This is a genomic window from Streptomyces sp. A1136, assembly GCF_004795055.1.
Taxonomy (GTDB): Bacteria; Actinomycetota; Actinomycetes; order Streptomycetales; family Streptomycetaceae; genus Streptomyces.
In genome coordinates this window covers 30199-42932 of sequence record NZ_SSBJ01000038.1, presented here as the reverse complement: position 1 = coordinate 42932, position 12734 = coordinate 30199, and the positions used below count along the sequence as shown (strand labels likewise).

Annotated in this window: 13 protein-coding genes; 4 read left to right on the top strand and 9 right to left on the bottom strand. The window is 72.8% G+C overall.

Annotated elements, in window-relative coordinates:
- Positions 1–3: 3 nt before the first annotated feature.
- The 3 genes from E6R62_RS29735 to E6R62_RS29725 all read right to left on the bottom strand — a co-directional run bounded on the left by E6R62_RS29735 (position 4) and on the right by E6R62_RS29725 (position 3467).
- On the bottom strand, positions 4–1362 hold the full coding sequence (locus E6R62_RS29735; protein ID WP_136216579.1) for a DUF2637 domain-containing protein: 1359 nt from the start codon (positions 1360–1362) through the stop codon (positions 4–6).
- Between the two features lie 186 nt (positions 1363–1548).
- Complete coding sequence (locus E6R62_RS29730) at positions 1549–2403, bottom strand: DUF3558 family protein (RefSeq protein ID WP_136216578.1); 855 nt, start codon at positions 2401–2403, stop codon at positions 1549–1551.
- 194 nt (positions 2404–2597) lie between these two features.
- Complete coding sequence (locus E6R62_RS29725; protein WP_240801986.1) at positions 2598–3467, bottom strand: DUF3558 domain-containing protein; 870 nt, start codon at positions 3465–3467, stop codon at positions 2598–2600.
- Positions 3468–3660: 193 nt separating this feature from the next.
- Between E6R62_RS29725 and E6R62_RS29720 the strand changes: the two genes are divergently transcribed.
- Positions 3661–4860 (top strand): RtcB family protein, encoded by a 1200-nt coding sequence (locus E6R62_RS29720; RefSeq protein WP_136216577.1) that lies wholly within the window; start codon positions 3661–3663, stop codon positions 4858–4860.
- Between the two features lie 78 nt (positions 4861–4938).
- Here E6R62_RS29720 and E6R62_RS29715 read toward each other — a convergent pair whose 3' ends face one another.
- Complete coding sequence (locus E6R62_RS29715) at positions 4939–5196, bottom strand: Uma2 family endonuclease (protein WP_240801985.1); 258 nt, start codon at positions 5194–5196, stop codon at positions 4939–4941.
- Between the two features lie 8 nt (positions 5197–5204).
- Entirely contained in the window at positions 5205–5966 is a 762-nt protein-coding gene (locus E6R62_RS29710; protein WP_136216575.1) for an SDR family NAD(P)-dependent oxidoreductase, read from the bottom strand.
- 202 nt (positions 5967–6168) lie between these two features.
- Between E6R62_RS29710 and E6R62_RS29705 the strand changes: the two genes are divergently transcribed.
- Entirely contained in the window at positions 6169–6636 is a 468-nt protein-coding gene (locus E6R62_RS29705) for a hypothetical protein (RefSeq protein WP_240801984.1), read from the top strand.
- A 57-nt stretch (positions 6637–6693) separates the two neighbouring features.
- Here the strand turns inward: E6R62_RS29705 and E6R62_RS29700 are convergent, their stop codons facing one another.
- The 3 genes from E6R62_RS29700 to E6R62_RS29690 form a co-directional block, all read right to left on the bottom strand.
- Positions 6694–8181 (bottom strand): FAD-dependent monooxygenase, encoded by a 1488-nt coding sequence (locus E6R62_RS29700; RefSeq protein WP_136216573.1) that lies wholly within the window; start codon positions 8179–8181, stop codon positions 6694–6696.
- Between the two features lie 21 nt (positions 8182–8202).
- A complete protein-coding gene (locus tag E6R62_RS29695) occupies positions 8203–8961 on the bottom strand; it encodes a Mut7-C RNAse domain-containing protein (RefSeq protein WP_136216572.1) in 759 nt (252 codons plus the stop codon).
- A gap of 119 nt (positions 8962–9080) precedes the next feature.
- The gene (locus E6R62_RS29690; protein WP_136216612.1) at positions 9081–9566 is read right to left on the bottom strand and encodes a carboxymuconolactone decarboxylase family protein; all 486 of its coding nucleotides are present in this window, start codon (positions 9564–9566) and stop codon (positions 9081–9083) included.
- 189 nt (positions 9567–9755) lie between these two features.
- Between E6R62_RS29690 and E6R62_RS29685 the strand changes: the two genes are divergently transcribed.
- Positions 9756–10685: an RNA polymerase sigma-70 factor gene (locus tag E6R62_RS29685; RefSeq protein ID WP_240801983.1), complete on the top strand. Its 930-nt coding sequence runs from the start codon at positions 9756–9758 to the stop codon at positions 10683–10685.
- A gap of 228 nt (positions 10686–10913) precedes the next feature.
- A complete protein-coding gene (locus tag E6R62_RS29680; RefSeq protein ID WP_136216570.1) occupies positions 10914–11984 on the top strand; it encodes a serine hydrolase in 1071 nt (356 codons plus the stop codon).
- 18 nt (positions 11985–12002) lie between these two features.
- Here E6R62_RS29680 and E6R62_RS29675 read toward each other — a convergent pair whose 3' ends face one another.
- A complete protein-coding gene (locus E6R62_RS29675; protein ID WP_136216611.1) occupies positions 12003–12440 on the bottom strand; it encodes a hypothetical protein in 438 nt (145 codons plus the stop codon).
- Between the last annotated feature and the right edge of the window lie 294 nt (positions 12441–12734).

Here is a 12734-nt window from a genome sequence, read left to right as displayed (position 1 = left end):
GGGTTACGCGATGTGCTCGTTCTCCAGGTCCCGCTGGTAGCGGAGCTTCAGCTCCGGCATCAGGCGGCGGATCATCGAGGCGCTGCGCGGGTGCACGATCCCGTGCCGGTCCGCGAGGTGTATGTCCACCTGCTCCGGGGTCGGGAAGTGCGAGTTCTCGGCGAGGAAGGCCCGGAAGACCTCGTAGGCGGCCTCCTCGAACTTCACCTCGTCGATCTCCGGGTCCGCGGCCATGCCGGGGTCCGCGGCGATGCCGGAGTCCGGGGCGTTCTGCGGGGCGGAGGCGTGCTGCGCGGCCTGTTCCTGCTGGTCCGGGCCGGCCGGGGCCATGACCGGGGTCGGCTCCAGGCCCTCGACGTACTGGGGGTTGTAGCCGCCCTCGTACGCCGCCTGCGGGGCCAGGGGCGCGGCGAACCAGGCGCTGTTGTGGGCCGCGGGCATGGCGGTCGGCTCCACCGCGAAGGGCAACTGGGCGGGGAGGGGGCCGGGGACCACCGGCTGGGGGGCGGCCTGGGGGGCGGCTTGGGGGGCCGGTCCGGCCTGGGGGGCCGGGGTCGCGGGCTCGGCGGCCTCGGGGGCCGGTGCGCCGGGGGCGGTCGTTCCGGGAGCCGCTTCGAGGGCGGGGGCGGCGGCCGGCGACTGGGCCCCGACCTCGGCCGGGGGCAGCAGCATCGGCTCGATACCGGCGGCGGCGAGGCCCGTGGGGGCCGTCTGCGCGAGCGGTACCCCGATCCGGGCCAGGCGCAGCGGCATCAGCGCCTCCACGGGGGCCTTGCGGCGCCAGGCACGGCCGTAGCGGGCCTGGAGGCGGGCCTGGTAGATCAGCCGGTCCTGCTCCATGCCGACCGCCTGCTCGTAGGAGCGCAGTTCCCACAGCTTCATCCGGCGCCACAGTTTGAAGGTGGGGACGGGGGAGAGCAGCCAGCGGGTGATCCGGACGCCCTCCATGTGCCGGTCGGCGGTGATGTCCGCGATCCGGCCGACCGCGTGCCGGGCCGCCTCGACGGTGACCACGAACAGGATCGGGATCACGGCGTGCATGCCGACGCCGAGCGGATCCGGCCACGCCGCCGCGCCGTTGAAGGCGATGGTCGCGATGGTCAGCAGCCATGCCGTCTGGCGCAGCAGCGGGAACGGTATGCGTATCCAGGTCAGCAACAGGTCCAGCGCCAACAGCACGCAGATGCCGGCGTCGATGCCGATGGGGAAGACCAGCGAGAAGTTGCCGAAGCCCTTCTTCAAGGCCAGCGCGCGCACCGCGGAGTACGAACCCGCGAAACCGATGCCCGCGATGACCACGGCTCCGGCGACCACGACACCGACGAGTATCCGGTGCGTACGAGTCAGCTGCATCGCGGCCACCCGTGATCCCCTCCCCTTCGACGTGCTACGAGCTGCTGCCAGAGCTGCGAGGAGCCCGGGCAGGCACAGAGTACGGGTGACTGGATGTCAGCCCCACCTCTGCCCCTGCTCCTGCGGATTCCCCTGCCCGGACGGGGCGCTTCCTGCCGGTTCCTGCCGGTTTCGGCGCCGCCGTCCGCCTGCCGCCTACTGCTCGGCGGACTTCGAGGGCTCCGGGGACTTGGACTCCTGCGCCGACTGCGAAGGCGCCGGGGACTGCGGGGCGCCGCCCTGGGGTGCGCCCTGTCCGGGGGCCGGCTGGTTGGGGGCCGGCTGGCCGGTGCCCGCGGCCTCCACCGAGGCGGCCGTCTCCTTGGCGGCGGCGATGGCGTCCTGGAGCAGCTTGCCCTGGTCGGGGGCGGCGGCGCCCTCGTAGGCGGCGCCGTTGTAGTCGAGGGTGATCACGACGTTCTTGTCCCGCACGACGACGGTGGTGTTGAAGAAGTCGACGTCCTTCTTCACGCCGTAGACGACCGAGGTGCCCTGGTCGCCGATCCCGCCGGCCTGCTCGACCTTGACGTCGTGGGCGCCGTCGACCTTCTTCGCCGTCTCGACCTGCTTGTTGTACTGGTCCTCGGCGCGCTTGTTGCCGCTGCCGAGCGTGGCGTGGGAGTCGTAGCGGACCAGCGAGATCGACAGCCAGTGGTACTGCGAACCCTTGAGGCCGTCCTCGTCGAGGCCGTTCCAGGAGCAGCTGGCGCGGCTGGAGAGGTCGTTCGACTTCGTCGCAGAGCCGTTCTTGTCCTTCGCCTCGGGCACGAGGGTGTCGATGGTCTTCGACTGCACCGCCTTGCAGGGCTCGGGCAGCGTGGTGAACGCCACCTTCTCCAGGGTGGGCGTCTTCTTCGCGTTCGGCTTCGAGGATGCGGAGGAATCGGACTTCTTGCCGTCCGAGCCCGAGGCCTTGCCGCCCGAGTCGGAGGAGCATCCGGCGACGGTGAGGATCACCGGGACGGCTGCGCAGGCGAGAACGCGGGTGAGGCGCGAGGCTGATCGGTGCATGGTTCCTTCAGTCGTTGGGGCCTTCTCACGGGCCTTTTCACGGGCCTTCGTGCGGGCCTTGCTGCGGCCCTGGTGCGGCCCTTGGTGTCGGCGCGTTGCGGGCGCGGGACTCGAACAACGGTAGCCCGACCCGGCGCCCGGCTGCTGTGCGCGCCGTCACGCGGGCCGCGCGCGCCCCTCGGGGGCGCGTGCGGTCAGTCGTTGAACCGCTCGACGAGCGCCTGCGCCAACTGCCTGACCCTGTCCTGGGTTTCCACGCTGGAAGGGACGACGCCGGGCTGGGAGGGCTGGACGCTGTACTCGATGGTGACGATGACGTTCGAGGTGCGGAACACAGTGCGCACGGTGCGCGACTGCGGGGCGGTGGTGCCGGCCGGGCTCAGCTTGTCCTCGATGTAGGCCTCGTTGCCGAGCCCTTCCAGGACGCGGGAGCCGAGTTCGGGCGCGGCGGTGGGGCCGGGACCGGCGCCCGGGCCGGCGCCGGGGCTGCCGGTGGGGCTGCCGCCCGGGCTGCCGGTGGGACTCGGGGGCGCCGCGGGCGCCCCGCCGGTCGAGGCGGACGCGACCGGCGGGGAAGGCGTCGCCGTAGCCCCCGGGAAGGGCAGGTGCGCGTCGGTGAGTCGGCGCACGTACACCTGGCGCGCCTTGTCGTCGTCGCTCGCGGTGGCCCGGTCGTAGGAGACCACCCGCTCGAAGCCGACGGACAGCAGCCGGGTCTCGGAGGGCGTCTGCGCGGTCCAACGGCAGCCCACGCGCCGGTCGGCGTCGTAGGAGGCGTCGGCGGTCCCGGCGTAGAGCTGCTCGCGCTGCTGGTTGGTGAGGCTCTCGTCGGCGGGGAGCATGACCCGCAGCCGCTTGGCGTCGACGGCCTTGCAGGGCGCCGGGAGATTGCGGTACTTCCCCGGCTGGGCGGGCGCGACGGTGCTGCCGCCGGCCTTCGCGTCGGTGGTGGTCCCGGGGCTGCTCGTCTCGGTGCACCCGGTGAGGCCGGTGACCCCGGCCACGAGCGCGGTGAGCATCGCGACACCTGGCAGGGCCCGCCGTCGTACCGCCTTGCGCTGCACGTCCCATGGCTCCCTTCGGCCGGCCGGCTGCCCGGCGGTCAGGAAATTGCTTTGCCGTGCCTGGGGCACGGCTGGACACAATGTCTATCGCACACGTTGGTGCCGGCGCCGGTTCCCTGTCCGCTATGGGGCCTTGAGCGAGGCTTTTTGCGTATTCCGACTTTCCTGTGCTTAACGGGGTTTTGAGGCTGTTATGTCGTATGTAGAGGTGCCCGGGGCGAAGGTTCCGATCCGGATGTGGACCGATCCCGCGTCGGTCGAGGACCACGCGATGCGGCAACTGCGCAACGTCGCCACCCTCCCGTGGATCAAGGGCCTGGCCGTCATGCCGGACGTCCACTACGGCAAGGGGGCCACGGTCGGTTCGGTGATCGCGATGAAGGACGCGGTGTGCCCGGCGGCGGTGGGCGTCGACATCGGCTGCGGCATGTCGGCGGTGAAGACCTCCCTCACGGCGAACGACCTGCCGGGGGACCTGTCGGCGCTCCGCTCGAAGATCGAGCGGGCCATCCCGGTGGGCGTGGGCCTCCACCGGGACCCGGTGGACCCGGCGCGGCTGTACGGGTTCGGGGTGAGTGAGAAGGCGTACGACGACCTGTGGCAGAGGTTCGACTACCTCACGGACGCGGTCAAGTCCCGTCGTGAGCGCGCCGCGAAGCAGGTGGGAACGCTCGGCTCGGGAAACCACTTTGTCGAATTCTGTCTCGATGAGTCGGGTTCCGTCTGGCTGATGTTGCACTCGGGTTCGCGCAACATCGGCAACGAACTGGCGAGCTTCCACATCGACGTGGCCCGTGGGCTCTCCCACAACCAGGGCCTGGTCGACCGGGACCTCGCCGTGTTCCTGGCGGCGACCCCGGAGATGCGGGCCTACCGCAACGACCTCTTCTGGGCGCAGGAGTACGCCGAGTTCAACCGCGCCGTGATGATGAGCCTGTTCAAAGAGGTCGTCCGCAAGGAGTTCCGGAAGGCGAAGGTCTCTTTCGAGCCGGAGATCAGCTGTCACCACAACTACGTGGCGGAGGAGCGGTACGACGGGATGGACCTGCTGGTCACGCGCAAGGGCGCGATCCGCGCCGGCAGCGGGGACCACGGGATCATCCCCGGCTCGATGGGCACGGGTTCCTACATCGTGAAGGGTCTCGGCAACGAGAAGTCCTTCAACTCCGCTTCGCACGGCGCCGGCCGGAAGATGAGCCGGACGGCGGCGAAGAAGCGGTTCTCGGCCCGGGACCTCGCGGAGCAGACCAAGGGCGTGGAGTGCCGCAAGGACTCGGGTGTGGTGGACGAGATCCCGGGCGCCTACAAGTCGATCGAGCAGGTCATCGACCAGCAGACGGACCTCGTCGCGGTGGTCGCCAAGCTCAAGCAGGTCATCTGCGTCAAGGGCTGAGGTCCGGCGGGGGCCGTAGGAGTGGAGGCGCGGGGGAGCGGAGGGTCCGGACGGTCGACGGTCCGGACCCTCCGGCTGTCATCTGCCCTCGTCGCCGTCGAGGAGGCGGTCGACGGGCGGTTCCAGGGTGACCCCGGTCGACTCGGGGAGAAGGAGGGAGGCGCCCCGTTCGAAGGGCTTGCGCGAGCGGTACTCGCCGCCGCGCGGGTCGGTGTAGAGGACGACCTCGTCGTGGCGGCGGTCGCCCACGACGTATACCGGGATCCCGGCCTGGGCGTAGCAGTCGACTTTGGAGCCCAGGTCGTCCGACCGGTTGGTGGCACCGGGCAGGGGCACCGGTCCGGTTACAGCTCGCGGTGGACCTTCGTGTTCGAGGCCTGGGCGCGGGGGCGGACCACCAGCAGGTCGATGTTGACGTGGCTGGGGCGGGTCACCGCCCAGGTGACGGTGTCGGCCACGTCGTCGGCGGACAGCGGGTGCGCGACGCCCGCGTAGACCTTCTCGGCCTTCTCGGCGTCACCGCGGAAGCGGGTCTTCGCGAACTCCTCCGTCTTGACCATGCCCGGAGCGATCTCGATGACGCGGACGGGCTGCCCGACGATCTCCAGGCGGAGCGTCTCAGCGAGGACGCGGGCGCCGTTCTTGGCGGCCACGTAGCCGGCGCCGCCCTCGTAGGTGGAGTGCCCGGCGGTGGAGGACAGGACGACCACCGTGCCGTCGCCCGAGGCGATGAGGGCCGGGAGGAGGGCCTGGGTGACATTGAGCGTGCCGATGACGTTGACCTCGTACATCGTGCGCCAGTCGGCGGGGTCGCCGGTCGCGACGGGCTCGGCGCCGATGGCGCCGCCGGCGTTGTTGACGAGCACGTCACAGTCCGGGAGGGAGGCCGCGAAGGCGTCCACGGCGGCGCGGTCGGTGACGTCGAGGGCGTGGGCGGTGGCCTCGTGCCCCGCGTCGGTGATCTCGGCGGCGAGGGCCTCGACGCGGTCCTTGCGGCGGGCGGTGAGGACCACGTGGTAGCCGGCGGCCGCGAGCTGCCGGGCGGTGGCCGCGCCGATGCCGCTGCTCGCGCCGGTGACTACGGCGGTCCGGGTGGCGGGGCTCATGGGCGTGCTCCTCGTTCGTCGTTCGTTCGTACGGGCGATTACCGGCCAGCATAGGCGGATGACACGGCGGGGCCGGTTGGGCGCAGTGGGAGCGGCGACCCGCCCTCCTTCGTGTGATGGTCCGACCGGCGGGCGTCCGGGCGCTCTAGCGTGCGCGCCGGAGGTGGTGGCGGTGCGCCGTGGTGCCGTACGGAGTGTGGTGGTGGCGGGCTTGCTCGTCGTGGGCGGTGCCTGCGGTACGGGCGGCGCCTGGGGCGCGGGCGGCGTCGGGGACCCGACGCCGGGGGCCGAGGCGGACGTCTCGTACCACGGCCGGGTCTCGCTGGACGAGGGGCGGCTGCGCGTGTGGCTGGTCCCGCACAACGAGGGCCCGAACGCGCTGGCCGACACCACGCTCCGGGTGCGACTGTCGGAGGACCTCGCCGACCGGCAGGAGCCGGCCGAGGGTTGCGCGCGGGCGGGCAGGCGCGAGGTGGTCTGCGAGACCGGGCCGCTGCCCGCGCACGGGCAGGGCCGGCACATCGCGCTGGTGCTCGGGCTGCGGGAGCCGGTCGCGGAGGTGGTGGTGCGGGTCGACACGTTGTGGAACGGCGACGCCGCCGACCGCAACAGCGGCAACAACGAGCACACGGTGCTGGCGCTGGACACGGGGGACGCGTACGCCTTCTGACGCGGTGCGGAGGCGGGCCCGGGCGGTCGGCACCGGCGGCGGCTCCGGGCGGCGGGCCTACTCCTTCTTTCCCCGCGGGAGGAGCCAGGACGCGACGGCGGAGGCGGTCGCGGTGTCGTCGGCCCGCTCGGCGCTCCAGGCGACGTAGCCGTCGGGGCGTACGAGGACGGACGCCGTACGCCGCCCGGTGGGCCAGTGGTGGTGGGCGAGCGGGCTGCCGGGCGGGGTGGGCCGGCCGGGAGGGGTGACGAGGACGAAGCCGCCGGTGCGCAGGGCCTCGTAGAGGCGCAGGCCGCCGGCGAGGGGCAGGTCGGGGGCGCGACGGCCCGCGGTGGTCGGGCGGTGGGTGCCCGGCGGGGGCGGGTAGCCGATCCCGATGCCGGAGACCAGGCCGAGGGCGCGCTCCTGGGCGGGGTGGAACCGGGCGAGCAGTGCGGCGCCGAGGGCGCGGGCGGCGCGGCGGGCGGGGTCGCCGACCATGGCGGTGCGGACGAGGGCGCCGCTCGCGCGCAGGACGAGGCGGCCGACGGGGTGGCGCTCGCGGTGGTAGCTGTCGAGGAGGGCCTCGGGGTCGGGACTGTGGCCGCCGAGGACGGCGGCGAGCTTCCAGGAGAGGTTGGCTGCGTCCTGGAGGCCGGTGTTCATGCCCATGCCGCCGGCGGGGGAGTGGACGTGGGCGGCGTCCCCGGCGAGGAAGACGCGGCCGACGCGGTAGTGGGGGACTTGGCGTTCGTCGCTGTGGAAGCGGGACATCCAGCGCGGGTCGTGCATGCCGTGGTCGGTGCCGAGGGCGGCGCGGGTGATGGTGCGCAGCTCTTCGAGGTCGACGGGGTCGGTGTCGGCGGCGCGGCCGTCGCGGTGCCAGGCGATGGCGCGGTACCAGCCGTCGCCGAAGGGGACGATGAGGGCGAAGGCGTCGTCGCGGCCGTTGACGGCGAGGAAGTCCTCGGGGGGCTCGGTCAGGCGTACGTCGGCCAGGACCATGGAGCGGACGACGGCCTGGCCGGGGAAGGGCAGGCCGAGGGCCCGGCGGACGGTGGAGCGGACGCCGTCGGTGCCGACGACGTGGCGGGCGGTCTGACGCACGGGGCCGGTGGGGGTGGTGATGTCGAGGGTGACGCTGTCGTCGTCCTGGTGGAGGCCGGTGACTTCGCAGTCGTATCGGATGACCGCCCCTGTGGACAGAGCTCGGCGCTCCAGCACTTTCTCTGTCTCATATTGGGGGGTGATCAGCACGAAGGGGTAGCGGGAGCGCAGTCGTCGAAGGGAGAGGGCCATGCCGCCGAAGGGGCGTAGGCGGTCGATTCGTCGGCCGGTGGAGACGAGTTGGTCGGCGACGCCGCGGGCGTCGAGGAGTTCGAGGGTGCGGGCGTGGACGGCGAACGCCCGGGTCAGGTTGGGGGCGGTGCGGGGGCGGCGCTCGATGAGGGTGACGGAGAGACCGGCGGCGGCGAGGTCGCCGGCGAGCAGGAGCCCGGTGGGTCCGGCGCCTACGACGGCGACGTCGACAACGGCGTTGGGGGTGTGGTCCTCAGCGGCAGTCATGCCTCGGCAGTCTGCCGCAGATCAGGCGGCGGCGTCACCGGGGCCGAACTCGGCCAGGGCTTCGGAGACGATGCGCTCCAGGCGGGCGTGGTGGGCGCCGCGCCAGTACACGCGCTCGCAGTCGGCGCACTGGGCGAACACGTCGTAGGAGCGCTGCGTGCCGTGTTGCAGACGGTCGCCCACGCTGTCCTTGTCGGCCTCGCGCAGTGGTCCGTTGCAGGCGGTGCAGCGGGTCCAGGGCGCCAGGAGCGGGGCGAACCGGCTGAGGACGTCGCGCAGTTGCTCGTCGGGGCTGTCGCTGTAGACGTACGCGCCGGCGTAGATCTCGCGGCGGCGAAGGAGGCCGCGGTCGCGGGAGAGCAGGACGCGGTGCTCGGCGGCGGAGCGGGTGGCGAGGGCGGGGTCCCCGATGTCCTCGTTCTCGTAGGCGGCGTCGACACCGAGCAGGCGCAGGCGGCGGGCGAGCGTGCCGAGGTGGACGTCGAGGAGGAACCGGAGGGGGGTGGTGTCGTCCTCGTCCCGCCGCGGGATGCGCTGGGGCCGGTCGACGCCGAACACCTCGACCAGCTCGCCTGCTTGGGGCACGTACGAGACCGGCACCTCGTGCCCGTCCACGAGCAGCCGGCCGACCTCGGTGAGCGGGACGCCGGCGGACTCGACGACGTGCCCGACGCTGGAGGCGCCGTCGGTCGCGGTGGGAACGCGCTCGGCGCGCCTCCCGGGGGCGGCGAAGACGTGCAGTTCGGGCGCGAGGGTGAGTTGAATGCCGGGTCCGTTCACCCTGCCAGCATGCCATTCGCCTCCGGCACCCCGCGGCGATTTTCGCGGGCTCCCGGCCGCGCCCCCGCGGCTTGCCGCCGCGGGGTCGGGCGAGGGCGGGGCCGGGGGCGGGGTGGGAGTCAGGCCAGTGCGGCGGTGAACATGCCGGGTTCGTAGGAACCGCCCCGTTGGTGCACGATCACCGCCAGTCGGTTGGCCGCGTTGATCAGGGCGACCAGGGAGACCAGCGCCGCGATCTCGTCGTCGTCGTAGTGCTTGCGCACCTCGGCCCAGGTCTCGTCGGACACGCCTTCGTGGGCGTCGGCGAGCCGGGTGCCCTCCTCGGCGAGCGCCAGCGCGGCCCGTTCGGCCTCGGTGAACACGGTGGACTCGCGCCAGGCCGCGACCAGGTGGAGCCGGACCGCGCTCTCACCGGCGGCCTCGGCCTCCTTGGTGTGCATGTCGATGCACCAGCCGCAGCCGTTGATCTGGCTGGCACGCAGGGACACCAACTCCTGCGTGGACTTCGCCAGCGGCGACTGCTGGATCACCAGACCGGCGTTGGCGAACCGCTTGGTGAACTTGACCGAGATCTCGTTGTCGAACAGGTTGAACCGGGCGTCCATGACGTCGTCCTCACTCGTGGTCACTCGTGGTCTTGCAGGGACGAACACGAGATGCCGGCGGCCCGCCCGCTGTGACAGGTGCGGCCGTGTGACGAGCGCCACGGCCGGGCGATGTCACAAGAACGCGGGGAGCGGCGTCTTGTGCGCGTGCCGGTATCGGCGTCGGAGCGAACAGGCAGGGGGCAGCCGGTGGAGAGCGAGTACGGCGAGTACGGCGAGCACGCGGGGGCCGCGGACCCCGGGACGGACGCCGCCACTGAGGCGTTCGTCACCCACCGCAATCTGCTCTTCACCGTCGCCTACGAGATGCTCGGCTCCGCCGCCGACGCCGAGGACGTCCTCCAGGAGACCTGGCTGCGCTGGGCGGGCGTCGATCTCGGCACGGTGCGGGACCGGCGGGCGTACCTGGTCCGGATCACCACGCGCCAGGCGCTGGGTCGGCTGCGCGCGCTCGGCCGCCGCAAGGAGTCGTACGTCGGCTCCTGGCTGCCCGAACCGCTGCTCACCGCACCGGACGTGGCCGAGGACGTCGAGCTGGCCGACAGCGTCTCCATGGCGATGATGCTGGTCCTGGAGACGCTCGCGCCGACCGAACGGGCCGTGTTCGTGCTGCGCGAGGTGTTCGACCTCGGCTACGACGAGATCGCCGAGGCCGTCGACAAGACCCCGGCCGCGGTCCGTCAGATCGCGCACCGGGCGCGGGCCCACGTCGCCGCGCGCCGGCCGCGCGGCGCCGTCTCCCCGGCCGAGACCCGCGGCGCGCTCGACGCGTTCCGGCGGGCGGTGGAGACGGGCGACCTCCAGGGCCTGCTCGACCTCCTCGCGCCGGACGTCGTGCTCATGGGGGACGGCGGCGGGATCAGGCAGGCCGTGCTCCGGCCCGTCGTGGGAGCCGACAAGGTGGGCCGCCTGCTGGCCGCGGGCCTGGGCCGGATCACCGCGGCCTCCCTGCGGCCCGCGCAGGTCAACGCCCACCCGGCGCTGGTCGTCCGGCTCGACGGGGAGGTGGACACCGTCCTGGCGCTGCGCATCGACGACGGCCTCATCACCGGCCTGTACGCCGTGCGCAATCCGCAGAAGCTGTCGCACATGGGACGGGAGACCGCCCTGCGTCGCTGAGCGGTCGGGCAGGCAGGCAGGCAGGCGGGCGGTCGGGCAGGCAGGCAGGCGGGCGGGCAGGCGGTCGGGCAGCCGGGCGGGCGGCCCGGATCGCCTTGGGGGCGTACGGGAACCACCCGCCCGAGGGACCCGGCGGACGGTCCGGCGCGGCAACGGGGCGGGCCGCGCCCGCTCTGGCCACGCTAAGCGCGGAGATCATTACCGCACGGCACCACCCCGGAGGCAGAGATGACCCAGGCCGTACCGTTCACGACCGCCGAGACCCACGGGCTGCGCGACGCGCTGGACGAGACCGTCGCCGCCCGCGCCACTCCCGGCGGCGTCATCGTCTGCGGTACGGCCGCGGGCGAGCGGACCGTGATCTGCGCCGGGGTGGTCTCCCCGTACACGAACCCCAAAGCCCCGGACGAGAACACCGTCTACGACCTGGCATCGCTGACGAAGGTCACCGCGACCTGGCCGCTCGTCGGCCGCGCCGTCGCCGACGGGCTGCTCGACCTCGACACTCCGGTACGGGCGTACCTGCCGCCGATGGACGGCCACATGCCCAGCGGCGAGGCCACCGTGCGCCAACTGCTGACACACACCTCCGGCCTCCAGGCCGCCACCCGGCTCGACCTCTACGACCTCACCTCCCGGCCACTGCACGAGCTGATCTGCCACGAGTTGATGGAGAGCCTCCCGGGCACCCACCGCTACATCAACCGCGGTTACATCCTGCTCGGCCTGGCCCTCGCCCACATCGGCGGCCGACCCCTGGACCGCCAGGCCGCCGACTTCTGGGCCGAGCTCGGCATGGGCCGCACCGGCTACGGCCCGATCCCCCAGGCGCCCGACATCGCGCCGACCGAGCACCCCGACGGGCACGACCGCCTCTGGGGCGTGGTGCACGACGAGAACGCGGCGACGATGGGCGGCGTCGCGGGTCACGCCGGGGTCTTCGCCCCGGCCGCCGACCTCGCCACGTACGCCGAACACCTGCTGGGCGACGACGCGGACGCGGGCCACGAGAGCCCGGATCACCAGAACTCGGGCCACGGGGGCCCGCTCCGCCGGTGGCTGCGCGAGAGCCTCGCCCCGCAGGCCGAGATCGAGCCGGGCCTCTACCGAGGTCTGGGCTGGGTCCTCGCCGCCGGCGGGACGGTGGCCTACCACCACGGCTACACCGGGACGAGCCTCTACCTCGCCCCCGCGACCGGCCGCTACGTCGTCATCGCCACCAACGCCGTCCACAACGGCGCCCCCCGCATCCCCCTGGCCCCGCTGCGCGAACGCGCCCTCAAGACCCTGGCCGGGTGAAGCGGGTGAAGTCGGGGGTCACGGCCAGACGAGGCAGTACGCCTGGTGGCCCGCCTCGTGGAGGCGGTGGGAGAAGTCCTGCCATTCGTGCAGGAGCTGGTACACGTTGAACGCGTCGCTCGGGCCCCCGCGGTCCGGGACCGTGGACCAGATGAAGGCCGCCGCGCCCACCGACTCCTCGCCGACGCCGCGCAGCGGGTCGACCACCGTCATCGGGAGCTTGACCACCGCGTAGTCGGGATGCAGGACGACCAGTTCCAGCGGGGGCACCTTGTGCAGGGGTATGCCTTCGATGCCGGTCAGGACCATGGCCGCCATGGTCTCGGGCTTGATCTTGGTGAACAGGCCGCCCATGCCCAGCTCGTCGCCGCCCAGTTCCTCGGGCCGCATGGTGACGGGCACCCGCGCCGCCGTCGCGCCGTCCGGGGCGCCGAAGTACTTGTACGTCACCCCCATGCCGCGTCCCTTGGGCAGGTCGTCCGGTGGCCTGACGGGTTCGGGTACCGCATCGGCGGCCTCGGTGCCGCGCCGCCGGTGCTTCCCGCGACGGCGGGCATCACGGGCGCGCTGCGGGTCCAGGCCGTCCGTACCCTCGCCCGGTCCACCACCGCGTTGCATATCTCCACCCGACTGGTATTGCCTGCCCCGGCCCCGCGGCCCGCGCCACGCAGCCTGATCATCATGGCAGTGACCTCCCCCGGGGCGGCGTGGTGAAACGCCCGTCCGCAAGTCCGTCGCGGCCTCTGAGAC

What these genes read in the sequence shown, in the direction of transcription:
- E6R62_RS29710 (WP_136216575.1), bottom strand. Translation starts at nt 5,966, where the DNA reads ATGAGCCCCGCCACCCGGACCGCCGTAGTCACCGGCGCGAGCAGCGGC.
- E6R62_RS29680 (WP_136216570.1), top strand. Translation starts at nt 10,914, where the DNA reads ATGACCCAGGCCGTACCGTTCACGACCGCCGAGACCCACGGGCTGCGC.
- E6R62_RS29675 (WP_136216611.1), bottom strand. Translation starts at nt 12,440, where the DNA reads ATGGGGGTGACGTACAAGTACTTCGGCGCCCCGGACGGCGCGACGGCG.
- E6R62_RS29700 (WP_136216573.1), bottom strand. Translation starts at nt 8,181, where the DNA reads ATGACTGCCGCTGAGGACCACACCCCCAACGCCGTTGTCGACGTCGCC.
- E6R62_RS29720 (WP_136216577.1), top strand. Translation starts at nt 3,661, where the DNA reads ATGTCGTATGTAGAGGTGCCCGGGGCGAAGGTTCCGATCCGGATGTGG.
- E6R62_RS29730 (WP_136216578.1), bottom strand. Translation starts at nt 2,403, where the DNA reads ATGCACCGATCAGCCTCGCGCCTCACCCGCGTTCTCGCCTGCGCAGCC.
- E6R62_RS29690 (WP_136216612.1), bottom strand. Translation starts at nt 9,566, where the DNA reads ATGGACGCCCGGTTCAACCTGTTCGACAACGAGATCTCGGTCAAGTTC.